Source organism: Lacipirellula limnantheis (assembly GCF_007746075.1).
GTDB classification, from domain to species: Bacteria; Planctomycetota; Planctomycetia; order Pirellulales; family Lacipirellulaceae; genus Lacipirellula; species Lacipirellula limnantheis.
Window position 1 is genome coordinate 6608352 of record NZ_CP036339.1, and the last position, 22996, is coordinate 6631347.

Below are 22996 nucleotides of genomic sequence, written 5' to 3' on the forward strand. Positions count from 1 at the left end.
GGTCTGCTATTGCCCAGTCGTGAGGGCAGCCAGCTAATGATTGTGTACATTTGTTCATTTTTCCGTCAAGTCGAGTTGCAAGAATCAGCGTTTCCAATGTCAGCACTCGATGCGTAGGATTTGTGTTGAGTCGACGGCGCCGTTCCCATGATCGCCCGGCTATCCAATCCAACACATTCGGCCTCCCGCTGATGATTCAGACCCTCCTGCTCTTCGTCTTCGGCTATATCATCCTGGAGATGACGCTGTTGATCACGCTCGGTCGCGCGCTGGGACTGTTCTGGACGCTCGCACTGGTGCTCGGCGCCGGCTTCGCCGGAGCGTGGTTGGCTCGGCGCGAAGGCCTGCGATCGACGCTCCGGATGCGCAATCAGCTGGCGGCAGGCGCGTTCCCGGCAGCGGAGATGACCGACGGCGTGCTGATCGCCATCGCCGCGGTCCTGCTGATCATTCCGGGCGTGCTGGGCGACGTCATTGGGCTGGCGCTGCTATTTCCGCCGACGCGGGCCCTCATCAAGGCAGCGCTCGCGGCGAAGTTCGCCAAGGTAGCGACGATTGGTCGCTTTACGGTCGACCAGGCGGGGCCCGCTGGCGGGGCGCCGGGCGGGGGCGATCGGATTATCGAGGCGCGGGTGATCGAAACTCGCGTGGTGGACGAATGAGTTGGGCGAGCAAGTGAGACCAGCCAGCGCGCGGCGCGGAGGCCGCATTGGACTGGTCGCTTAAGCGACCAGTCCGCAGTGCGGTTGATGCTCCACTCGATTGCGGAAGGGGTTAAAGGCTACGCCGCCTTCGCCTCGGCCTTCTCTTCCTTCAGTTCTTCCTCGGCCTTTTCCTTCGCGGCCTCGGCGGCCGGTAGCAGGCGGTCCTCAGCGACCTTGGGCAAATCGCCGGTCAGACCTTCCTTCATAAACGCGACCAGATCCGCCTTGTCCTGGTCGGTCAGATCGAGCTTCTTCACCTTCTCGCTAAGCCACTGGTTGGGGTGCCCTCCCTTGGCGTACCACTCGACGACTTCCTCCAGCGTTTGCTGAGAGCCGTCATGCATGTACGGCGCCGATTGAGAGACGTTGCGACAGGTCGGAGTTTTGAAGGCTCCCTTGTCGGCCTCGACCTTCGTGACCACAAAGCGGCCGAGATCGGGCTCGGCCGCATCCATGCCTACGCCGAGATTGTGGTATTTTTCGTCAGTGAAGTTGGCGCCGAGGTGACACGCCGTGCACCCCGCCTTCTCGCTGAAAAAGAGCTTGCCGCCGCGAATGGCGCTTTCGCTGATGGGATGTTCCTCAGACGCCTTTTTGAGGGCCATGTACTCGTTGTACAGCTCTTCGTCCTCTTCCTTCAGCGCGTCGAGGTCTTCAATGTCGGCGGCGTATTGTTGTTGGAAGGCATCGAGCTCTTGGTAATAGTCCCACGGCGCCGGACCGGTGACGAGCGTTCGCTCGAACGACGCGATTGCCTTGGCGACGTTGTCGATCGTCAAACCATCCTCGAATACCAGCTTGAACTGGGCGACGTATCCCGGCATGCCGCGGAGGCACTCGATGCACGCCTCGTGAGTGTTCGACATCTCGATCGGGTTGGCGATCGGCCCCTTGGCCTGCTCTTCAAGCGACGCGGCGCGACCGTCCCAGAACTGGGCGTCGCTGAGGATGCGGTTGTAGGCTACGGGCGAATTGCGATTCCCTTCTTGGGCGCCGACGCCGACGCCGAATCGCGTGTCGGCGGCAAATCCGTGATTCGGTGCGTGGCAGCTGGCGCAACTGATCGTCACGTCCGACGAAAGGCGGGGATCGAAGTAGAGCTGCCGGCCGAGTTCAATCTTGGCCCGCGTCAACGGATTCTCGTCGAGGCCCTTGATCTCCGCTTCGCCCGCCTTCAGGCCCAACGGCAACTCGGGCTTCAACACGACGTGATTCTTTGGATCTGCCAGCCACCGCTCAACCTCCTCAAGCTGCAGATCGCCCTCGCCAGGCACGCCGGCAGTGAGCGACGAATCGGGAAGCTGCACGGTCTCCGCGGGAAGCATTTTGCTGACGTCCTCGCCCACTACTTTGACGTCTTCCAGCGCATCGCCCGCCGGATCGACGCCGGCCTCCTGCACGATATCGGTCTCGACGTCAGCTGAGGCGACCGCCTCGGCAGCCGCTTCTTTCTCAGCGTCGACTGGCGGAAGCTGCGGCGCGGGACCGCCTTCTTCCGCTTCGTTCGCGGCCTTTTCCGCGGCGCCTTCGTCGCTCTTGGCGTCGGCGTCTTTCGCCGTTGCGGCCTGCTTCGCATTGACTGGCGGAGCGTCGCCCCCACCCAGCAGGTACTTATTCGCCAGCAGGGCGATCGCCACCAAAATAACAACGACGACGATGAACCGGGCCATGTGTCACTCCCCCAGCAAAAATCAATAAGCGTTCGCTCGGACCAGCCAACCGCGGCGACGAACCTTGCCGCCGCAGTTGGCGAAGACTGCTGCGGTTAACCGGCCGTCTGCAGATTTGCCTTCTCGAAGTATTCGCGGCTGCTCTGCGGGTCGGGCTTGATGGTGAGGCTGCCCTGCTTCCAGTTTGCCGGGCAGACCTCGCCGTTCTTTTCGAAGTACTGCAAGGCGTCGACCATGCGCAACGCTTCGTCGACGCTGCGTCCGAGCGGCAAGTCGTTGACCACCTGATGGCGGACGACGCCATCTTTATCAATCAGGAACGACCCGCGCAGCGCGACGCCGCCGTCCGTGAGGACGCCGTAAGCTTCGCCAATTTGCCGATTCAGGTCGGCGAGCATCGGGTATGCGATGTCGCCCAGGCCCCCTTCGGAGCGGGCTCGTTGCCGCCAAGCGAGGTGGGTGAAATGGCTGTCAATCGAGCAGCTCAGCAATTGCACGCCGCGCTTGGCGAACTCTGCGTTCGCATCGGAGAACGCGATGATCTCCGTCGGGCAAACGAAGGTGAAATCAAGCGGATAGAAGAACAACATCACATACTTGCCGCGGTAGTCCTCCAGCTTCACTTCCTGGAACGAACCATCGGCCATCACGGCCTGACAGGCAAACGACGGAGCGACTTTCTGCACTAACGACGACATAGCAAAAACCTTCTTAACGTTGGCGGGATTGGACGGCGGGAAATCCACTGACTCGTTGAGAATCGCTCCGTCGATTCCGGACAACCTGCTGGTTCAGGGACTCTGCATACGGCGACTCAGACCAATGACTTGAGCGCGGCGAGGGCCGGCTCGTAGTTAGGTTCGCTCGCGACCTCGGGAACGTATTCGACGTAAGCGATCTTTCCCGTGCCGTCGAGGACGAAAATCGCGCGCGAAAGAATTTTCAACTCCTCAATCAAGGTGCCGTAGCTGTTGCCAAAGCTGCGATCCTGATAATCGCTCGCCGTTCGCATGTTTTCCACCCCTTCGGCGTTGCAAAATCGCGCCTGGGCGAACGGCAGATCGAGGCTCACCGTCACGGCGTTGATCTTATCTCCGAATGAGCTGATCGACTCGTTGAACTTCTTCGTCTGCATGGCGCAGACTGGCGTGTCGAGCGACGGCACCACGCTCAACAACGTCGGCTTGCCTTTGAGATCGGCCAGCTTCAGCTCCTTGAGGCCCCCTTCGAAGTAACGCAGCGTAAAGTCGGGAGCGGCTTCCCCGGCGCTGAGCGCCCGGCCGGCAAGCGTCAACGGATTTCCTTTGAACGTGACGGCGCCTGAGCGACCCATGGCGAAAACCTTTCCCTAAGTCATGCGTGGCAAAATGAAGCTGTGCGAGTTGCGTGCCGTGCGGCAACGCTTCGTCCTGCTATTGTCGGCTTTTGGCGGGGCATGGCAAGGGTTGGCCCCGCTCGCGACTGCGGTATAGGGAAGAACGATTGCGGTCAGTTTCCGCGCCTATTTGCAGCGTCGCTGAAGATGCCATGTGCGACGCGCCGATGGGCGACTTCGCACGGTGCGGTGGTCGGGTCCGCGCGCTCAGGAGCCAATGGCATGGCGGAAACAGTGGCGGAACAGCAACTCCCACTCAAGTTGCTGCACTCGGCGGCAGAAGCCGTCGTCGCCGCTGCGGACGGCGGCCTGGCAGGCGTCGACCAGGCCAAACGGATCGAATGTCCCCGCTGGAATGATCAAGCGCAGTGCGCCTGAGTCGCCCTCTCCGGCAAGCGACTCGATCTGCGGTCCCAACTCATCAAAGACCGCATGTCGTCCGACGTGACGGAACCAATACTTTGCGTTCGAGAAATCCCCTTCGCGGCGATGCATCACGCCATGCCAGAAACTACCGCTGGGGGTCTCGATCTGCTGGCTGATCGCGTGCGATTCGTGCAGAAAATCGTGCAACAGCCAGACGCCTGCCAAACAGCAGCGCGCCATATCGAGATCGACAAGCTGAGCGTCGCCAAATGCGGTGGCTAGCGTCGCCCGCTGCAAAGATTTGTGATCCGCCGCATGGGCGCGCCCAGCCCCCAAAGACCGGCAACGATCGACGGCGACGAGCGGCTCGAAGACGGGGCCAAACTCCGCAGGCTGAAACAAGCTCATCAAGACGTCTCCCAACACGCTGGCCGCGTCGCCCGATGACGACGCTCCAGTCTGCGAGAGGCGCTAACCGCCGTCAACAACCCGGCGAATATCAGCGGCGACGCACGTTGGCTTCATTCGTCGAGCGACGGGCGACGCTAGGCTGCTGGCCGCGACCGTTCGCGCGAGTCGCTTGGCCTCGACTCGTCGGGCGACGCCCCTCAGCCACTTGCGGAGCCGCTTGCTCGGGCTCTGGCGTCGTCAACTCGACTTTGCCCAGCGCCTGGGCCATGGCCGAGAGATTCCCCTGGGCGACGAGCGTGGCGTCTTTCGCAAGAATTCCTTCGTTGATCCCCTGTTCGATCAACTCCAGACCCGACTTCGTCAGATCGTACGCCCGCTCGCGCTGGCCGATTTCCCAGTAAGAGACGCCCATGCTCACCAATGCATCTCCGTGATGGCCCGGCGTGGCGAGCGTCGTCATGGGCGCCGGCTTCATTAACGACTTGACCGCCTTGTCGTACCACTGGCACGCCGTCTGGTGGTCATTGCGATGGACGGCGTGGACGGCGCCAACCTGGAAGTAGAGTCGACCCATCAAGTAGTCCGTGTCCGGATACTCGGCCCGCGACGACGCGAGCGGCGTTAGCAGCTCCTGAGCCTGCTCGCCATACTTCACCGACAAATCCGATTCGCCGCGGCGGTGCTGGATCTCGGCCGCGTGGAAGTAAGCTAGGCCCAGCTGCCAGTTAAGTTCCTCGCGGGCCGCCTCATCGTCAAGCGTCGGCGTCAGGTCGGCCGCGGCCTGTTCCGCTTCGGCAATCCACAGCTTGGGGTCGATCGGGGGACTCAGCCGTCCCCCGGCCAGCAGCGCACTTTGGGCGACGTCTAGGCGAACGGATACGTCCGACTCGCCAGCGGCGATCATTTGCTCGGCGATGCCCGAGGCTCGCGTGATCCACTGTCCGACGAATTCTTCCTTTTGTTGCCAATCGCCGGCGGAGATTCGTTCCGCCACGGCGAGATGAGCGCTCAGCAGCACCTTGTGGGCCGCCGCCTGCAACATCACATCGTCGTCTGCGGCTAGCTTATCAGCCAGTTCGATGGCCTTGTTGTGCAGCGGAATGGCGCGCTCCTGCACTTCCTTCGAGCCGAGTCCGGCCAGCACGCCCATTTGCTCGAGGGCCGCAGCGCGCACAATGTCTGGAGCCGTCTTTCCTTCCAGGATGGTGCGCGTCTGCTCGACGGCCTGTTCGTAGCGGGCAAGCTTGGTAAGGCACTTAGCCCACTGCAAGCGATACTCGTCGTTCGACGGCTTGGCCTTCACGGCCGCGGCCGCCGACTCTTCAGCAGCTGCGAGCTCGCCAGTCGTCAACTTCACTTCCGATAGCCAAAGCCGGCAATCGTTGTTCTCGGGATCAAGCTCCATCGCCGTTTGCAGATCGGCGACGCGGTGGGAGTAATCCTTTTCGGGGCAACTGTGCGCCCGGTCGATGAAGGCGTCGGCGCCGACGGTCTGAATGACGATTTCACCAACGGCGTCGACCGGCGTCGGTTCGATCTCGCCGCCATCGCTCGCCATGGCCCCCAAATCGGGGCTGTGGTGGTAGGTGACGCCGCGCTCGGGGTAGGTCGTCGCTACGAGCGCCCCCATATCGTCGACCATTTTAGCGGGCCGCAGTTCGGTCAGGCCAAGCTTAGCCGTCAGATCTTCGGCGGCAATCGATTCGGGGAGTTCCACGCGAATCGACGCGATCTGCTCGCCCGCAAAGTCAACGACCGTCTGCGGGAACCCCTTGAGTTCGAACGACAGCGTGGTGGCCGTCAGATCCTCGTCGAGCGGTTCGCCCCACAGCTCCAGCAATTGGGCGCGAGTCGTCACGCCCGGGGTGGCTCCGTTGAAACTGGCCGTTTGCATCGTCGGCGCGTCGCTCGCGGCCTTGTCGGCCGATCCGTCAGCGCGGTCGCCCTCTTCATCGGCGGGAAATTCGTCGACCACGGCCTCGTCACTGGCAACCGCGGGAGCATCCGCCAGTTCAGGCTCGGGCGACGACTCTGCCAGGTCGGGCTGCGACTGGGCCTCGTATTCCGCCGCGTCGGCAATCGGTTCGAGGGGCGGTTCGTCGGATTGATCGGTGACTAGCTCGAAGTCGGGATCGACCGTTGTCGCTGCTTTTCCCTCGACGATGATCGACCGCTCGCCAGGAGCGGCGGCGCGATCGGCCGCCACGGCGAAAGCAATATCGATCGCGGGCGGTTCTTTAGCGCACGTTAGCGCGCCGCCGCCCAGCGATAAGAGGCTGGATAGCGAGAGAACGGTCCAACGCCGCGCATAGCGCCGGCGAGGTCTTCCTGAATTCCCCCCTGACATTGCATCACCCTCCCTGCGATATCGCGCTGCCAGGCGCTATTGCCCCAGCCGTTTCAAGATGCGAGATCTTGAGAACTCACGTGTGTCGTCGCGAAACGGCAAGCCGGCCGTCTCCTGCCGCAGCCGCCGCGCGTCCAATCTCGCGCGGCGTCGCGTCTCCATGAGTCCTTATCGGCCTCTACGGTTACTCGCATTGCGGCAAATGTGCCGATTAGTCACAGAAAGCGACAAGGGCAAGCCCTTCGCCGGCAATGCTGGCAGAATGAATTTGCCGACCTAATCTGCCGCAACCGAATGGCCTTTAGCGAACTGCCGCTTTCCGCCCGCCTTCGAACTGGGGCCGGAAATGCAATTTCAGAATTTCCAAAGGACGGCAGTCGCGTCATTCGCGCGGCCGGCGACGACGCTGGCATGGGCAGCCGACAGCAGTTCAATCTGTCGACGGGTGAACGGGATGGCCTCATCCGCTGACGCCGCGGGAACGAGCCTGCGCCCAATCAACTCGATCAACTCTGCCAGTCGCTCGCCGGTGCGTGCGGAAACGAACTGCACGCCGTCTGTGGGAGGTTGCGACGCATCCCCGGGCAGCAGATCCGCTTTGTTGACGACGGTCAAAATGAGCGACGAAGCGGCTGTCGGACCGTGCGCCTCACGCCACTCTTGCTTCATCACGGCTTGAGGGTCGCCCGTCAATTCCCATGCATCGAGCACCCAGAGCACCAAATCGGCCGTCGCCAACTGCTGCCGCGCGCGCCGCACTCCCTCGGCTTCTAGCTCATCTTCCGTCTCGCGAATTCCTGCCGCATCGACCAATCGCACCGGCCAACCGTCAATTGCCGTATCAGCAGTCAGCACGTCGCGAGTCGTTCCGGGCTGATCGAAGACAATCGCCCGCTGATAGCCAACCAACGCGTTGATCAGACTGCTCTTCCCGACGTTCGGCCGGCCGGCGATGGCGATGCGCCATGGTTCGGTCAGGTGTAATCCAACCTGTGCCCGCGCCAGCAGTGCATCGATCCGATCGCGCGCCGCAGCAAGCCGGCTGCTCGCTAAATCGCCGCGAATGCCGCTGACCTCGCGACTCAGCGTCCCTGCGCGTTGAGCAAGCAGAATCGCTGCGGTTCGCCGCGTCGTCGCTCGTGCGAGAGCTAAATCGGCCTCGGCTTCGATTTTTGAGGCGGCCGTACGATCGAGGCGCTCCGGCCACAACTCGACCTCGCAACCCGCGCCGGCAAACGCCGTGAGAATGCGCTCGGCCGCCGTCACGCCGCCATGGCAATGCACTTCAACCCCGCCGTCATCGTCGCGGATGACGATCACCTCTTCTCGATGCGCGCCGCACACCCAGTGACCGAACGCGATTCGATCGGGCGGTTGCTGTAGAATCGGGCGCCCATTAGCAGCGACGAACGACGCATCGATGGCCGTGCGCGCGGCGTCACCCTCGGCGGCGACGACGGCAATGGCTCCGCGTCCGACCGGCGTTAGCAAGCTGGCTCGCGCTGGAACTGGCCCGCTCATGACGCGACGAGCCGCTCGGCCGCCAGTCGGATGCCGGACAGCACCAAATGCGGCAGATAGCGGGCGGGCTGATCGCCGAGTCGAATGAAAGGCGCTAGTCCTGCCGATCCGCCGCCCGTAACAAAGAGTTGCGGCTGATCCGCGCACCCGAAGGCCAGTTGTTGCGACAGCTCGCGAACGGCCCCAATGGCGCCCCAGTAAGCCCCCGACGCCATCGCCTCGATCGTTGATTTTCCAACTGCCGCGGGCGGAGCGGCAAGGATGCTGGCATCAAGCTGCGGCAATGAGGCCGTCCCCGCATGGAGCGCGGCCAGCGCCAGCGTCGGCCCCGCGACAATTGCCCCACCCTCGAACGCACCGTCGGTCCCAATGAGATCAACGGTCGTTGCGGTCCCCATATCGATGGCGATCGCCGCTGAATTCTGCCGCCGCAACTGGTTCACCGCGAGCGCGCCAAGCAGCCGGTCGATCCCAACTTTTTCCGGCTCGGCGACATTCACCGTGAGCGGCAGATCGGCGGCGCGCAGGCTGAGGAGTTTCTTCCAGGGGCGGAGCTGCAAGCGCGTGATCAGCTTCTCGGCAATGCCGCGATGCACCGAGGCAACAACGCAGACGATCTCGCCCGTCGGCGGCAGTGCCAGGAAACAGGCATCGACGGCGGCCGTCCATTCCTCGGCCGAGCGGTCGCGATGCTCGATGCGAAAAACCTCGGCGGGAATCGCCAGCGGCGTCGCGGCGATCGGCAACGAGGCCGGCTTCTCACCCTCGCAGGCGCCAGCGGCCGGAAACCAGCCGAGCTTCACGCGGCTGCTGCCGACGTCGATCGCCAGAAGATGTGATTCGTTCGCCATCGCCAGAAACTAGGCCAGCTCCGCGGCTGGGGTCGACCTTCGATCACCCTCGCGGCGTGAGATTTCTTGCCAGTCTACACGCTCTCGCCTTCGAGAGCGCCGCCGACGCGCGGACGAGCCAACTCGGCCTGCCGCTCGCGCTCCGCCGCGCGGGCCTCGCTCAACACGGCGTAAGTTCGCTGCATCAAACTGTTCAGCCCCTCGCCGGTGACCGACGAGAAGAGAAAGACCTCGCGTCCTGTTTCCGCGGCGAGCTTCTCCCGGACCTCTTCCGCGCCGGGCAACTCGCCCTTGCTCACGGCGATCAACTCAGGTCGATCGGCCAGATCGACGTCGTATTGCTGCAATTCGGCGCGGATCGTGCGGTAGTTCTCAATCGGGTCGGTGCCGTCCATCGGCGACGGTTCGACCAGATGAATCAGCACGCGGGTCCGCTCGACGTGTCGCAGGAACTCGTGCCCCAACCCAGCGCCCGCATGGGCGCCTTCGATCAATCCCGGGATGTCGGCAATGACCATCGTCCGATCCATGTCGATTTGCACGATGCCAAGGTTGGGGATCTTCGTCGTGAACGGGTAGTCGGCAATCTCGGGGCGTGCGCGCGAGACGCGGCTGAGCAGCGTACTCTTGCCGGCGTTCGGTTTGCCGAGCAAGCCGACGTCGGCGATTACCTTCAGTTCAAAGGTGATGCGACGTTTCTCGCCGATCCCGCCGGCGGTATGTTCGCGCGGCGCTTGATTGGTGGCCGACTTGAAGCGCGTGTTCCCCCTCCCGCCAGCGCCGCCGCGCGCCGCGTAGACCTGGGCGCCAGGTTCCGACAGATCCTTCAGTACGAACCCCCCCTCGGCGTCGATCAGCACCGTACCAGGCGGCACGCGAATGATCAGATCCTCCGCCTTGCGGCCGTGGCATTTGGAACCTTGGCCGTGGGCGCCCGACTTGGCCCGCCAGTGCTTGCGATGCACGAGCTCGGCCAGGCTATCGACGCCCGGCTCCGCAATGACGATCACGCTGCCGCCGTCACCCCCGTCGCCGCCGTCGGGTCCGCCGCGCGGGACGTACTTCTCCCGACGAAAGCTCATGCAGCCGTCGCCGCCGCGGCCCGCTTCAACATCGACAGTGACGCGATCAACAAACATGGCAAATACAATTCAATTAACCACGGAGGCACAGAGGATACGGAGTGACTGCCAAGAGAGGTAAGTGCGGCAGTCGGCTTTGCGGACACAACTAGAGCCAATGATAACTCTGTTAATCTTCTCCGTGATCTCTGTGCCTCCGTGGTTAGCCCTTCTCGCCAACAAAAACAGGGATGCACCAACCGGCGCATCCCTGGCGATATCTCTTCATCTCTTCGTAACCAACGTTCGTCGAACTCGCCGACAATCGTTAGTTGGCCGACGGTTCCGGCACAATGTTCACGCGGCGACCTTCTTGGTCAAACTTCACGCGACCTTCGGTCAGCGCGAACAGCGTGTAGTCCTTCCCCTGACCGACGTTCTTGCCGGCGTGGAATTTGGTGCCGAGCTGGCGAACGATGATGCTGCCGGCAGAAACCAGCTGACCGCCGAACCGCTTGACGCCGCGACGTTGACCGTTCGAATCGCGACCGTTGCGGCTCGAACCTTGACCCTTCTTATGTGCCATTGCATAGACCTCAAGCTTCAGGCCGCAGGAACACGAAGCTGCCCCCGGACTGTCGCCTGGAGCCTGATACCTGCAACCTCTGATATGTGTCGAGTCCGGCGATTCTACCGGTAAACCCAGCGGTAAGCAACGCCTTCGCCCGAATCGTAGAAGTCGGCCCGCTGGGGGGCTGTCCCGAAGCGGATCTCCCGCTCGGTCTGGCCGATATCGTCCCCCGGCCGCCAAAAATTGAGTTGGAGCGTCTTGTAGGTGAACTTGCGCCCCGTCCCCGGCGGGTCGCCCAGCTTCAGCGCCCCTGGCGGATCGGTCCAGGCGAGGCCGTTCGAAAGCCCCCGGACGTAAATCGAGAAGAAGTCGATCTGCGGGTCGACGTCTTCCCACATCGCCACGCCCCAAACCCCTTGCTGAGTCCGGCCCCCCTCGATCTTGAGGAGCTGGGTGGCCAACTCGGCGCTGTTGAAAAGCTCTCCGCGCGGCAGCTCGCGTTGCTGGATCGGTCCCAGCGCGGCAGGGACAATCCGATCAAGGTAGGCCTTCCGGACCCGTTGGCCGGCCGAGCGGTCGTTGCTTGCCAGCACCAGTTCGGGAACGAAGCGGATCTCGTCGGTGCTCTTCGCCGCCGTCTCGAATGTGCCGTCGTCGTTCGCCTTGCCCGTGAGACCGGCGCCGGTGTTGCGCACGCGGTAGACCATGTACCAAATGTTCTTCCGCTGGACGCGGCCGCTCGGTTGCGGCACGTCGACTTCGATCATCCGCAGCGGCTTGAACGCAAACTCCAGGCACCAGACGTCGTTGATAAAAACAGCGTCCTTGGCCATTTCAAAGAGCGTGCGGCTCTTGGTCGTCGAGGAAGGGGTCCACTCGAGGCTCTTATCGGCGAGGATCTCGGGGACGTCGTGCGAGCTGATGACGTCTTCCCGATCAACCGACGGCGGAATCGTCGTCAGCACTCCCGGCGCGAAATCGCCCGGCGCCGGGGCCGGCGCCGCGTTGGCGGCGACGGGCGTCGCTTGCTGCGCATGTGCGGCCGACGTTCCGCCGACGAGCAGGAGGGCAGCGCAACCGAGGGGCCAAAAACGTGAACGTCGATCGCTGCGCATGGGATGGGTGCTTCCGGAAACGTGGCGGACTTCCGTCGCCGCACTAGCCATCCTATGCCAAGGCGAGAAGGAACCGAGATTCTAAGGTCTCTGCAGTATAAATGCCGCCCCCCCGACCAGCAAACTTCGCCACGCCTCCGCAGCCCAAATCAGTCCCTTTTCCCGCCCAAAAGGCAAGCCGGCAGCGTAAGCTCCCGGTCCGTCGCTACCACCGGCAAAACCTTCCCCAAAAAACGAGCCGGCCCCGCGGACCGCCAGTGCGAGCTGGCAATTCGCGGGGCTGATGGCGTCGTTATTCAGCGCGAGCGGACGATTAAGCGGTCTTTTCGTCCGTCTCTTTCGCGTCATCAGAGTCACTCTCTTCAACTTCCGACGTGGCCTTCTCTTCCGCCTCGTCGTCGTCACTCGCCGATTCGTCCTCAGCGTCATCCCGAGGCGGACGCTGCCGGCGGCGATCAGGACGGCCTTCGCCGTCGTGACGCGGCGGGCGACCTTCGGGCCCGGCTCCGGGACCGCCCGGGCCGCCAGGTCCACGGAAGCCGCGCGGCGGGCCAATGCGGTCGCGCAAGTGGCCGAGGAGCGTCTCTAGCTCTTCGAGGTTGAGCTGATCGTTCTTGTCAGCGTCGAATTCCTTTAGCAATTTTTCAGGAGCCGGCGGCGGTCCCATCGGTCGGAAGCCAGGGCCGGGGCCTTCCGGTCCGCGCGGGCCACGTCCGGGGCCGCCTGGCCCATCGGGACCTCGACCACCGGGCCCTCTTCCCTCCGGCCCACGTCCTTCCCAGCGACGCCCCTCCGGCGGTCCGCCCGGACCGGGCCCGTCGGGCCCGCGACCTTCACGGCCTTCGCCACGACCTTCACGCCCGCCGCGCTCGCCGAAACGCTCGCGGCGAAACTCTCGCGCCTTCTCACGCTCTTCGTCGCTCAGTTCGCCATCCTTATCCGCATCGAAGTGCTCAAGCATTCGCTTGCGCATTTCCTCACGATCAGGCCGGCCTTCGCGCTCAGCCGCGGGCGGCTTGTCGGCCGGCTTCTCTGTTTCGTCGTCCGCTTGGGCGACGCTCGCTAGCGACGCCAACATCAACGTGGCGCAGCCGTATCGTAGAAGTTTCATGTGCAACCTCTCGCCTGGAAAAAGGGGAGTCTGTCGGTGTTCCAGCGGCTCGCTAGAAGCGCGCCTGCTAAGACAATTAACTCCATCTGCGGAGAGAGGTTTCGAGCGGAACGCAAAGTTTTTTTCGCGTCGCGACCGGGCCCCGCCGACTCAAGAGCAAGCCGTCGGCGACGCGAGGCGCCAGCGCAGGGCCTGCGGCCGGCCCGCCGCTAACAGCTCTTGCGGCGTGGCGTAGCGAACTGCCGGAACGATCAGCGATTCAATATCAACGTCGATGCCGTCGTCAAAGCGCCACGGCGTCGCGGTTGCTTGACCACGTTCATCCGGGCTTGCGGCAGCAGCGGAGATGGCCGCAAACTTCATCTCCAACGTAGTGCCGCAGCCGGCGATTTCGAAGCTGCCCCCGGCTCGCAACGGCTCGCCCATGATCGGTGCGCTACAGCACAGCCAGAGGCTTGCTTCGTCGAAGGTCCACAGCCACTGCAGCGCCTCATTGGCGACGCCGAGATCGCGATTCGCCGGATCGATCGCCTGCCAGGTCGCGAACCACGCTTCACGTCGGGGTCCGATTTCCGCCAACCACGAGCTTGCCAGCGGCTCATGCCGCGCATGTTCCGAATGCTCCAACAGTCGAGCGAAGTGTCCGCTCACCATCCACGCGGCCAGTGGGCCAATCTCTTCCGCGATCGCGATGGATTTCGACCAGATTGTCGTCGCATCGGCGGCGGCCAGCTCCATGAACGACAAGGGGCGACCAAGCTTGACGTCAAGCTGCGGCGCCTCGTCCCACTCACGCCAGCCGTCGTCGTGGGCGGCGATGGCGACCAATACTTCATCGCGAATCAGCGATGCATGGACCGACCCGAATCTTCCGCGACATTCCGATGCCAGCAAGGCGCCGATACGCGCATGTTCGATCTGCGAAACAAGCGCCCAGCCCGGCGCGCCGTCAGCAAGCTGAACGTCTCGTCGTATCAATGTTCGCCTCCTTGCGAAGGTAACGTGGCGACTTCCGCTACAAGCCGGCAAACAGGTCGGCGACGCGGCACTCGAAGCCCGGCAGCACGCTGCCGCCGGTCAGCGAGTCTTTATCCGTAAGGACGTGAATGTTGTCGAGAGCCTGGTAGACCGTGATGGTTCGCGCCGTGGGGTCGATGACCCAAGCGAGCTCAACGCCGCCTTTGAGCCAGCGACGCATCTTGCGGCCAACTTCACTAAAACGATCAGTAGGCGAGATGACCTCAAAAACCATTGCCGGCGCTTCAGGAAAATACGCCGAGGTGAGACCAATGGCATCGATTCGCTCCTGTCGCACGAAGGCGCCATCGGGAGCCATCACAGTGTCAGGATCTCGGCCAACTAAGAAGCCAGCCTTAGCAATCACCACTTGCCCAATTTGTTGATGATCAACGAACTCAAGCAAAAGCAGCGAAACGCGTTGCGATACAATCGCGTGGGCAAATCCAGGCGGCGAGATCAGAAGGATCTCCCCTTCGATCAACTCGCACCAACGAGTTTCCTCTTCCGACATGCGGAACAGTTCTTCGGCGGTCAGCAAATGCGAAGCAGTGATCATACCGGCATTATGCCTCATCCCACAGCGGGGGATCTCAACGAAAACGGGCGGCCGCGAATCCGCGCGACCGCCCGTTCATTCAAGAGTCGTTTAGCTTACTTGTAGTAGCTCGCAAACTTTTCAATCGACACCGGCTTGATCTTCGGCGCCTGGCCGGCCTGGCCGAAGGCGACCATCCGGTCGATGCAGACTTGCTTCATCGCGTCGCGGGCCGGCTTCAAGTAGTCGCGAGGATCAAACTTCTCCGGCGTTTCGGCAAAGACTTTGCGGATGGCGCCGGTGATGGCCAAGCGATTGTCCGTGTCGACGTTGATCTTCCGTACGCCGTGCTTGATGCCGCGTTGAATCTCTTCCACCGGCACGCCCCAGGTTTGCTTCAACTTGCCGCCGTACTTGTTGATGACGTCCTGGAGCTCTTGCGGCACGCTGCTGCTGCCGTGCATCACGAGATGGCAGTTCGGCAGCCGGCGGTGAATCTCTTCGATCCGATCCATGGCCAGCACCTCGCCGGTCGGGGCGGCGGTGAATTTGTACGCGCCGTGGCTCGTGCCGATGGCGACGGCCAGCGCGTCGACCTTCGTATCGTTGACGAAGCGCTCCGCTTCATCCGGGTCGGTCAGCAGTTGATCGTGCGACAGAACCCCGGTGGCGCCATGGCCGTCTTCCTGCTCCCCTTCGCCGCTGGCGAGCGAGCCGAGGCAGCCGAGTTCCCCTTCCACCGAAACGCCCATCGCGTGGGCCATCTGCGTCACCTCGCGGGTGACCTGCACGTTGTAGGCGTAGTCGGCTGGCGTTTTGCCGTCGGCCTTCAACGAGCCGTCCATCATGACGCTCGTGAAGCCGTTTTCGATCGCGCTCTTGCAGGTGTCAGGGCTGTTGCCGTGATCCTGATGCATCACCATCGGGATGCCGGGGTAGAGCTCGGCGGCGGCGAGCATCAGGTGGCGCAGGTAATTGTCCTGCGAATAAGAACGAGCGCCGCGGCTCGCTTGGACGATCACCGGCGACTCGGTTTCCCGCGCCGCTTCCATGATCGCCTGGATTTGCTCCATGTTGTTCACATTGAAGGCGGCCAGTCCGTAACTGTTCTCGGCGGCGTGATCCAAAAGCAGACGCATCGGTACCAGGGGCATTTATCAAACTCCTCGAATCGTTAGTCTCGTCGAACCTGTGCCCGGCCCAAATAGCCGGACGCGCGCCGCCGAATGGCCCCCCATTCTAGCAATTGATGAGCGAGACTAAGAGGGGGGCGCCGCGCCCGACTTGAACGCCGCGGCGGAAACTCGACTGCCCGCCTTTCGCGCAAGGGACGCAGCCCGTATTGAGCCCCTTGCCTACTCCTGCGCCAGAATCTCGCTAGGAGGCACCTGCAGCAGCCGCACCAGAATCAGTTTCCGCTCGTCCTTGCCCGCGGCCGTGGCCGTATGGAAGACGCCGCCGAGGCTCGTCTTGGCGGCCGGCAGGCACCCCAGGACCAGGAGTTCGCCCGGCGCCAGCGTTGCGTCCATCGCCAGCTCGCTGAATACCTCGCGTTCGCGCGACGGAATCGACATGAAAATGCCTTGCTGGCCGCCGGCGTAGCGTTGCTTTAAGTCGCCATGGTGCAGTTCCGGGGTCAACCGCACCTTCACCCGTTGGCCGGGAATCGTCTCGGCCTGCAGCGAGTACACCCCCTGCATTTGACGAAACGTCTTGCCGCCGAACGACCCGTCGTGACTCAGCAGAACCTGCGCCTCATCTCGCAAGTCCGAAACCTGGATCGATACCGGCTCCTTGCGCTTCACCTGAACGACGCGACGCGTCACGCGCGGCACGGCCGACTGATCAGTGATCACTTGCTTATCGGAAGCGGCCGCCGCTTCGCCATCTAGTTCCAGCAGCTTCGCCAAATCTTCCGGCAGCGCGCCGCCAACGACGCCCGCCCGCAGACCATTGGCCACCAAACGTCGCCGCAGTTCGGCGTCGAACTCTTGCTCGTCGATTCGCTCCCACAGAGCGTCGGCGCTGGCTTCTTGATCGAGTGGAATTCGCGCCTGGAAAATCTCCAGCGCCACGCTCTCGCTGGACGTGCTGACTGGCTTCAGCAGCGTCTCCAGCGCCTGATTGGGCGGCTTGTCGAACACCTGACACCCGAGCGCAAGCGTGGCCGCAGCGCAGCCGGCCAGCCAGGTACGGCGATCAAGCGTCGATGACAGCGAGCGCATGCAGGTCCCTACGAGCGAGCGGGAGCAACTCCAGAAGCTCGCAGACGTTACAAATTGCGAATGCCGCCGTCAACGTGATCCGAGCGCTGCTAGCACGCTCCCCGGTGCGCCACCACGGACTGGTCGCTTCAGCGACCAGTTCCATGCGGCCTCCACCCAAATCTAGCGAGACTCAGCCCGGCACCATCTTCGGCGCCGGCCACCGCTGTCCCCGAATTCCGCCATGCTCCGCATGCAGTTCCTGGAACTGGCACTCCAGAAACTCATACACATGCGCGGGTGGATCGCTCGCCAACCACTTCCGCGTCATCCGGTCCATCAGCGCGTCATACTTTCGCTGCGAAGATCCATGGGCGTAACAGCGTCCTTCGTGCCGTCGCAGGTCTCCGTCGAACATGGGGCCGATGTGCCACAGTTCGTGGACGATCGTCGACAACTTTTCCTCGAGCGGCAGATTGAGAAACCGCGGCAGATAGAAGTTGAGCAGGTACAGATACTCCTGACCGCTAGGATCCACGAGCGGCTGAATTCGGTGCAGCCGTCCGCGGACCTTCTTCTCAGCTCTGCCGCCGGCAAAGCGCAGCGGCGTCAGCGTGGCGAACACGCCGTGCATCGCATCGCTCCGCGTCTGGCAAAGGCCGACCGCAACTCGAGCCATGTCGATATGGGACATCTCCGGGAGTCGCCGCGAGATATCGACGCAGACCAGGCGGATCGCGCCGGTGAAGTCGAATCCTTTCGACTGACTAGGCATGGCTCCCAGCCTCAGGACGTCGCTAAAGCGTCAAAAACGAAGAGCCACCGGCGACGCCGATGGCTCTTGCGCTGACTTCACGCGGGCGAGATTACTTCGCCGCCGCAGTCGGGGCGTCGTCGAACGACGGCTTCTGGCTCTTCTGAACCACGCGGTCCCGCACGCCCACAAACTCTAAGATGGCTTGCTCGCCGGCGTCGCCCAAACGGACCTTTGCCAGACGGACGATGCGGGTGTACCCCCCTGGGCGATCGGCAAACCGGCCCGCAACCTCGCTGAACAAGGCGTTAACCGCTTGCTTGTCGCCCAGCAATTGCAGGCAGCGGCGACGACCAGCGACCGAAGGAGCGATGGCGGCGGCCCATGCATTCCACTTCGGGCTTTGGCGCCAAGCCTTCCACTGTTCGGTGTTGCGCTCGGCATCGGTGCCGTGCTTGGCTGCGGCCTCTTCGGCAACGAGCGACTTCTTGGCGATCGTGATGCACTTCTCCACCAGCGGCCGGACTTCCTTCGCCTTCGGCAGCGTGGTGGTAATGCGGCCCTTCACCTTCGGCGGATTCGGATCGAACTCCGCGTTGCGCTCCGTGAGGAACAACGCACTCGCCAAGCTGCGCAAGAGCGCCCGCTGGTGACTGGGATTACGACCAAACTTTTTACCGGTACGACGATGACGCATGGCACTCGCTACCTAACGCTGTCTCCCGCCGACAAGTCGATCGACCCGCTCGAGAGAAATCTATAAATCTGAAAAACCTAGAAGCTCGCCGCAGCGCTCGGCACCCGCATCCCAAGATGCAAGTTCAAGTCGCGAAGCTTCTGCTGAACTTCCGCGAGAGTCGTCTCGCCAAAGTTACGGACCTCCAACAGTTGGTCCTCGGTGCGAATCACCAAGTCGCGCACCGTCATGATGTTCTCGGACTCAAGGCAGTTGCTCGCCCGCACCGACAGGTTGAGGTCGGCCAGCGGCATGTTCAACTTCGACTCGAGCGCCGTGTCGCCGACCGGCTGCCCGCCGCGAGCCGCGGCGTGAATCTGCGGGCCCAAGTGCGTGTACTGCACAAACGGCGTGAGATGCTTGCGCAAAATCTTGGCCGACTCGACGATGGCCATCTCCGGCCCAATCGACCCATCGGTCCAAATCTCGATCGTCAGCTTGTCGTAGTTCGTCTTCTGACCGACGCGAGTTTCTTCGACGTCGTAACGAACGCGGGTCACCGGGCTGAAGACCGCATCGATCGGGATGATGCCAATCTCGTGCACCTGCTCGGCTTGCTCCGTCGCCGAGACGTAGCCGCGACCATTCTCGACGACCATTTCCACGACGAAGGGCACGTCAGCGGTCAGCGTTGCGATGAGCAGATCCTTATTGATGATCTCCACCGCCTCGTCCGTCTCGATGTCGGAAGCGCGCACTTCGCCGGCGGTCTTTCGCTCCACGCGCAGGACTTTCGTCGAATCGCTGTGGTTCTTCACCACAAGCGACTTAATGTTGAGCACGATGTCGGTGACGTCTTCAAGCACGCCTTCGATCGTCGTGAATTCGTGCTGCGCGTTGTGAACCTTAATCTGCGTGACGGCGCTTCCCTCGAGGCTCGAGAGAAGGATCCGTCGCAACCCGTTTCCGACGGTTGTACCGAACCCGCGCTCGAACGGCTCGGCAATGAACTTGCCGTAGGTCCGCGTGAGGCTCGACGCGTCGCAGATCACCTGACTGGGCAGCTCAAGTCCACGCCATCGAATATGCATATTCTATCTCCGATATTGCAAATTTGGCCAATGGCCATTGCAAACTTCAAACTTGAAATGGCCGATGGCCGCTTTGCGATGCCCGGCGTTACCGCGAGCACAATTCAACGATCAACTGCGTTTGCACCGGGATCGACACGTCGTCGGCAGCGGGCAGGCGTCCGACGATCCCCTCCGGAATTTCCGAACCGGTGACCGACAGGAAGTCGGGCGTCTGGCGCCCGTTCTCAGCCATGTGTCCCTTGGCCAGATCGAGGCTCTTCGAACGATTCTTCACGCGGATCACGTCGCCGACGTTCACCAGGTAGCTCGGCACGTCGCAACGGCGACCGTTCACCGTCACATGGCCGTGGCTCACCAGCTGTCGAGCCGCCGCTCGGCTCAGGCCGAAACCGAGGCGATGGACCACGTTGTCGAGCCGACGCTCAAGCAACGTCATCAACACGTCGCCCGTGTTGCCCTTGGTCGCTTCCGCACGTTGGAAGTACTTGCGGAACTGGCGCTCCAGCACGCCGTAGTAATGCTTGACCTTTTGCTTCTCACGCAGGTGGACGCCGTAGTCGGTCAGCTTGCCGCGACGGCCTTGCTGCTGACCTGGCGGCGTATCGCGGCGCTCGATTCCGCACTTCGGCGTATCGCAGCGAGTCCCCTTGAGAAACAACTTCATCCCGTCACGACGACAGAGACGACAAACAGGTCCGGTGTAACGCGCCATAAATCGGTAACTAACGAGCGATGACTGGTGATCAGTAACTTGATGAATGTTTTGATGCGAGCCGGGCCGTCCCGACCCCGGCGAATTCAGCAGCGTCAATTAAACGCGACGCTTCTTCCGCGGCCGGCAGCCGTTGTGCGGCAGCGGCGTGACGTCCTCGATCGACTTGACCTTCAGGCCAGCCGCTTCCAGCGCGGTGATGGCGCTCTCCCGACCGCTGCCGGGGCCCTTCACCCGCACCTCGACGTCCTTCATGCCGTACTTGCGAGCCTTTTCTGCGGCTTGCTGAGCAGCCATCTGCCCGGCGAACGGCGTGCTCTTGCGGCTTCCCTTGAAGCCGCTCGTGCCGGCGCTCGCCCAGCACAAGGTGTCGCCCTTCGTGTCGGTGATGGTCACGGTCGTGTTGTTGAACGTCGCCGTGATGTAGGCGATGCCGACGGTCACGTTGCGGCGCACCTTTTTGGGCTTCGGGGCTGCTGCCGCGGCTTTGGTTTGCTTGGCCACTACAAATTCACTCCAACCTGGGGACCGCGACGAAACAACGACTTCGCGGCTAACTGGCTTGTTTACGGATATTCAGGCTGCGCGATTAACGCAGATCCTTGACGCCCTTCTTACCGGCGACCGTCTTCTTCGGACCCTTCCGGGTGCGGGCGTTGGTCTTCGTTCGCTGGCCGCGAACTGGCAAGCCCCGGCGATGACGCATGCCGCGATAGCACGCGATGTCGCGGAGACGGGAAATATTCTGGCTCACCTGGCGACGGAGTTGACCCTCGACGGTGTAATCCTTGTCGAGCAGCGCCGCGATCCGCGCGACTTCATCTTCGCCCAGGTCCCGCGCTTTGCCGGCGGGATCGATGCCCGCCTTGTGGCACAACTCGCGGGCGATCTTCGGCCCCACGCCGTAGAGATACGTGAGCGAAATCACCACTTGGCGATCAGCCGGAATGTCGACGCCGAGCAAACGAGGCATCTATCAATACTCCAAAAACCAAATCGTTGACTAGCAAGCCGCCGCTAAATCGGCGGCAAAAGCGACAGGAGTCAGGAGTCAGAGGTCAGCTGGGCCGCTAAGCCCGACTGACTCCTGACTCCTGCCCCCTGACTCCTGCTATTACCCTTGCCGCTGCTTATGACGCGGATTGCTGCACACAACGCGGACGACGCCTTGGCGACGGACCACCTTGCACTTATCGCAAATTCGCTTGACGCTGGCCCTAACCTTCATCGCACGCGCCCTTCTCGTCCGCAACCGTTTCTGGGGAAACGGTGCAATATAGCCGCTTGACAGTCGACCCTTCAAGGCCTCCGTCGCCCGGAAAAATACCTATTCCCCCGGACCCCTGCGGGCCCGAGACCACAAATCGCACAATCATCCAACTAAATTGCTGCTTTTTCTAACTCGGCCGGCGTCGGCGCCACCGTCAACAGCGTCGGCCCATCCGGCGTGATCGCCACCGTATGCTCAAAATGGGCGCTCGGCTTGCCGTCGGCCGTCACCTGAGTCCACGTGTCAGCCAGCATCTTCACTCGCTTGGTTCCCATATTCACCATCGGCTCCACCGCAATCACCAGCCCCGGCTCGATCCGAAAGTCGCCGCTGCCGCGCAGCGACCGACTAGCGAAATTCGGCACCTGCGGTTCTTCGTGCATCTCCCGCCCAATGCCGTGGCCGACGAAGCACTCCACCGTCGAATAACCGTGATCGCGGATGTAGGTCGCCATCTCCCGGGCGATCGCGCTCCAGTAGCTCTTCGAGCTCATCAGCTCAATCGCCAGATTCAGCACCCCTTCGGTCGCGTCCAGCAGCCGCTGAACGTCCGGCGCGATCTTCCCTACCGAGTAGGTGTAGGCCGCGTCGCCGCACCAGCCGCCCAGTCGGCAGCCGGTGTCGAGGCTCAAAATATCTCCTTCAACCAACGGTTTGTTGTTCGGAATGCCGTGGACGACCGCCTCGTTGACGCTCATACAGCAAACCGCGGGAAAGGGCGGCTTGTTCCGTATGCTATTCGGATAGTTCTTAAACAGCGGTTCGGCGCCCAGCTGTGCGAAATGCTCGCCGATGGCGTGGTCGATCTCCGCCGTCGTCGCTCCTGGCCGAACCATCTCCCTGGCAATCTGGTGGGCCTGCCACACGGCGAGCCCGGCTCGCCGCATCAGACCGATTTCGCGCATCGACTTAAGATTCACCATCGCCGCGTCTACTCGTCTGGCGATCCGCATCAGTGGCGGGCGCCATTCAACTCCGTTTCAATTCTGGCGAACACCTCTTCCGGCGAACCCAGACCGTCAATTTCGCGGAGCGTTCCGCGCCCTTGGTAGTAGGCCGCCATGGGATGGGTGAGCTCGTCGTACTGTTCCAATCGCTTCACGATCACCAACTCGTCGTCATCTTGCCGCCCGCGGCCAGCAAGACGTTCGAGCAACACATCCTTCGGCACCTGAATCAGCACCGCCAAGTCCAGCGGCGTCTTCCGCTCCGCCAACATTTTATCCAGCATGATCGCCTGGGCGGCCGTTCGCGGGAAACCGTCAAGCAGGTAGCCATTGGCGCAATCCGCCTGAGCCACGCGCTCCAGCACCAGTTGATGCACCAAATCGTCAGGAACCAGTCGGCCGGTCTTCATGAACGGCGCCGCCTGCTGTCCCGCTTCAGTCCCCTTCCGCATCGCATCGCGAAGCATGTCGCCAGTCGACAGATGGGGCACGCCCAGCAGCTCCGTGAGCCGCTTGGCCTGCGTCCCCTTGCCGGCGCCAGGAGGTCCGATGAGCACGATTCGCATGACGCAACCACCCAAGCGACGACGAAGCCCTGCCCACCAATCTACCCGCGGCTCCGCCTGCGATTGGTTAACGGCGCTTCCCCAATCGGCAATGCCTGTCCGAATATCGTGCCCG

General features: G+C 62.7%; 25 protein-coding genes. 1 reads left to right on the forward strand and 24 read right to left on the reverse strand.

Annotated elements, in window-relative coordinates:
* Positions 1–191: 191 nt before the first annotated feature.
* On the forward strand, positions 192–662 hold the full coding sequence (locus I41_RS25910) for an FxsA family protein (protein ID WP_145435929.1): 471 nt from the start codon (positions 192–194) through the stop codon (positions 660–662).
* Positions 663–781: 119 nt separating this feature from the next.
* Here I41_RS25910 and I41_RS25915 read toward each other — a convergent pair whose 3' ends face one another.
* The 24 genes from I41_RS25915 to I41_RS26030 form a co-directional block, all read right to left on the reverse strand.
* Complete coding sequence (locus tag I41_RS25915; protein ID WP_246133758.1) at positions 782–2374, reverse strand: cytochrome-c peroxidase; 1593 nt, start codon at positions 2372–2374, stop codon at positions 782–784.
* Between the two features lie 95 nt (positions 2375–2469).
* The gene (locus I41_RS25920; RefSeq protein ID WP_145435932.1) at positions 2470–3072 is read right to left on the reverse strand and encodes a peroxiredoxin; all 603 of its coding nucleotides are present in this window, start codon (positions 3070–3072) and stop codon (positions 2470–2472) included.
* 116 nt (positions 3073–3188) lie between these two features.
* Complete coding sequence (tpx, locus tag I41_RS25925; RefSeq protein WP_145435933.1) at positions 3189–3707, reverse strand: thiol peroxidase; 519 nt, start codon at positions 3705–3707, stop codon at positions 3189–3191.
* Between the two features lie 249 nt (positions 3708–3956).
* A complete protein-coding gene (locus I41_RS25930; protein WP_145435935.1) occupies positions 3957–4523 on the reverse strand; it encodes a hypothetical protein in 567 nt (188 codons plus the stop codon).
* Between the two features lie 91 nt (positions 4524–4614).
* A complete protein-coding gene (locus tag I41_RS25935; protein ID WP_145435937.1) occupies positions 4615–6732 on the reverse strand; it encodes a tetratricopeptide repeat protein in 2118 nt (705 codons plus the stop codon).
* A gap of 495 nt (positions 6733–7227) precedes the next feature.
* Positions 7228–8364, reverse strand: a complete 1137-nt coding sequence (locus I41_RS25940; protein WP_168207165.1) for a GTPase — start codon at positions 8362–8364, stop codon at positions 7228–7230.
* Between the two features lie 26 nt (positions 8365–8390).
* The gene (locus tag I41_RS25945; RefSeq protein ID WP_145435941.1) at positions 8391–9245 is read right to left on the reverse strand and encodes a type III pantothenate kinase; all 855 of its coding nucleotides are present in this window, start codon (positions 9243–9245) and stop codon (positions 8391–8393) included.
* A gap of 74 nt (positions 9246–9319) precedes the next feature.
* Positions 9320–10384: a GTPase ObgE gene (gene obgE, locus I41_RS25950; protein ID WP_145435943.1), complete on the reverse strand. Its 1065-nt coding sequence runs from the start codon at positions 10382–10384 to the stop codon at positions 9320–9322.
* Positions 10385–10634: 250 nt separating this feature from the next.
* Positions 10635–10892, reverse strand: a complete 258-nt coding sequence (gene rpmA / locus I41_RS25955; RefSeq protein WP_145435945.1) for a 50S ribosomal protein L27 — start codon at positions 10890–10892, stop codon at positions 10635–10637.
* A 104-nt stretch (positions 10893–10996) separates the two neighbouring features.
* Positions 10997–11992: a hypothetical protein gene (locus I41_RS25960; RefSeq protein ID WP_145435947.1), complete on the reverse strand. Its 996-nt coding sequence runs from the start codon at positions 11990–11992 to the stop codon at positions 10997–10999.
* Between the two features lie 313 nt (positions 11993–12305).
* Positions 12306–13103 carry a hypothetical protein gene (locus I41_RS28390; protein WP_145435949.1) on the reverse strand — a complete coding sequence of 266 codons (798 nt, stop codon included), beginning with the start codon at positions 13101–13103 and terminating at the stop codon, positions 12306–12308.
* Positions 13104–13253: 150 nt separating this feature from the next.
* Positions 13254–14081 carry a DUF3891 family protein gene (locus I41_RS25970; RefSeq protein ID WP_168207166.1) on the reverse strand — a complete coding sequence of 276 codons (828 nt, stop codon included), beginning with the start codon at positions 14079–14081 and terminating at the stop codon, positions 13254–13256.
* Positions 14082–14118: 37 nt separating this feature from the next.
* A complete protein-coding gene (locus I41_RS25975) occupies positions 14119–14679 on the reverse strand; it encodes a Uma2 family endonuclease (RefSeq protein WP_168207167.1) in 561 nt (186 codons plus the stop codon).
* Positions 14680–14774: 95 nt separating this feature from the next.
* Complete coding sequence (fba, locus tag I41_RS25980; protein WP_145435955.1) at positions 14775–15812, reverse strand: class II fructose-bisphosphate aldolase; 1038 nt, start codon at positions 15810–15812, stop codon at positions 14775–14777.
* A 201-nt stretch (positions 15813–16013) separates the two neighbouring features.
* Positions 16014–16883, reverse strand: a complete 870-nt coding sequence (locus I41_RS25985) for a hypothetical protein (RefSeq protein WP_145435957.1) — start codon at positions 16881–16883, stop codon at positions 16014–16016.
* Positions 16884–17055: 172 nt separating this feature from the next.
* Complete coding sequence (locus tag I41_RS25990; protein ID WP_145435959.1) at positions 17056–17637, reverse strand: hypothetical protein; 582 nt, start codon at positions 17635–17637, stop codon at positions 17056–17058.
* Between the two features lie 91 nt (positions 17638–17728).
* Positions 17729–18313, reverse strand: coding sequence for a bL17 family ribosomal protein (locus I41_RS25995; protein WP_145435961.1), 585 nt, complete (start codon positions 18311–18313; stop codon positions 17729–17731).
* 77 nt (positions 18314–18390) lie between these two features.
* Positions 18391–19383 carry a DNA-directed RNA polymerase subunit alpha gene (locus I41_RS26000; RefSeq protein WP_145435963.1) on the reverse strand — a complete coding sequence of 331 codons (993 nt, stop codon included), beginning with the start codon at positions 19381–19383 and terminating at the stop codon, positions 18391–18393.
* Between the two features lie 88 nt (positions 19384–19471).
* A complete protein-coding gene (rpsD, locus tag I41_RS26005; RefSeq protein WP_145435965.1) occupies positions 19472–20098 on the reverse strand; it encodes a 30S ribosomal protein S4 in 627 nt (208 codons plus the stop codon).
* 99 nt (positions 20099–20197) lie between these two features.
* Positions 20198–20602 (reverse strand): 30S ribosomal protein S11, encoded by a 405-nt coding sequence (gene rpsK / locus I41_RS26010; RefSeq protein WP_145435967.1) that lies wholly within the window; start codon positions 20600–20602, stop codon positions 20198–20200.
* An 85-nt stretch (positions 20603–20687) separates the two neighbouring features.
* Positions 20688–21071, reverse strand: a complete 384-nt coding sequence (gene rpsM, locus I41_RS26015; protein ID WP_145435969.1) for a 30S ribosomal protein S13 — start codon at positions 21069–21071, stop codon at positions 20688–20690.
* Positions 21072–21212: 141 nt separating this feature from the next.
* On the reverse strand, positions 21213–21326 hold the full coding sequence (gene rpmJ / locus I41_RS26020) for a 50S ribosomal protein L36 (protein WP_145435971.1): 114 nt from the start codon (positions 21324–21326) through the stop codon (positions 21213–21215).
* A gap of 152 nt (positions 21327–21478) precedes the next feature.
* On the reverse strand, positions 21479–22321 hold the full coding sequence (gene map, locus I41_RS26025) for a type I methionyl aminopeptidase (RefSeq protein WP_246133760.1): 843 nt from the start codon (positions 22319–22321) through the stop codon (positions 21479–21481).
* Complete coding sequence (locus tag I41_RS26030; RefSeq protein WP_145435973.1) at positions 22321–22881, reverse strand: adenylate kinase; 561 nt, start codon at positions 22879–22881, stop codon at positions 22321–22323. The genes map and I41_RS26030 overlap by 1 nt, the downstream gene beginning before the upstream one ends.
* Positions 22882–22996 lie beyond the last annotated feature (115 nt).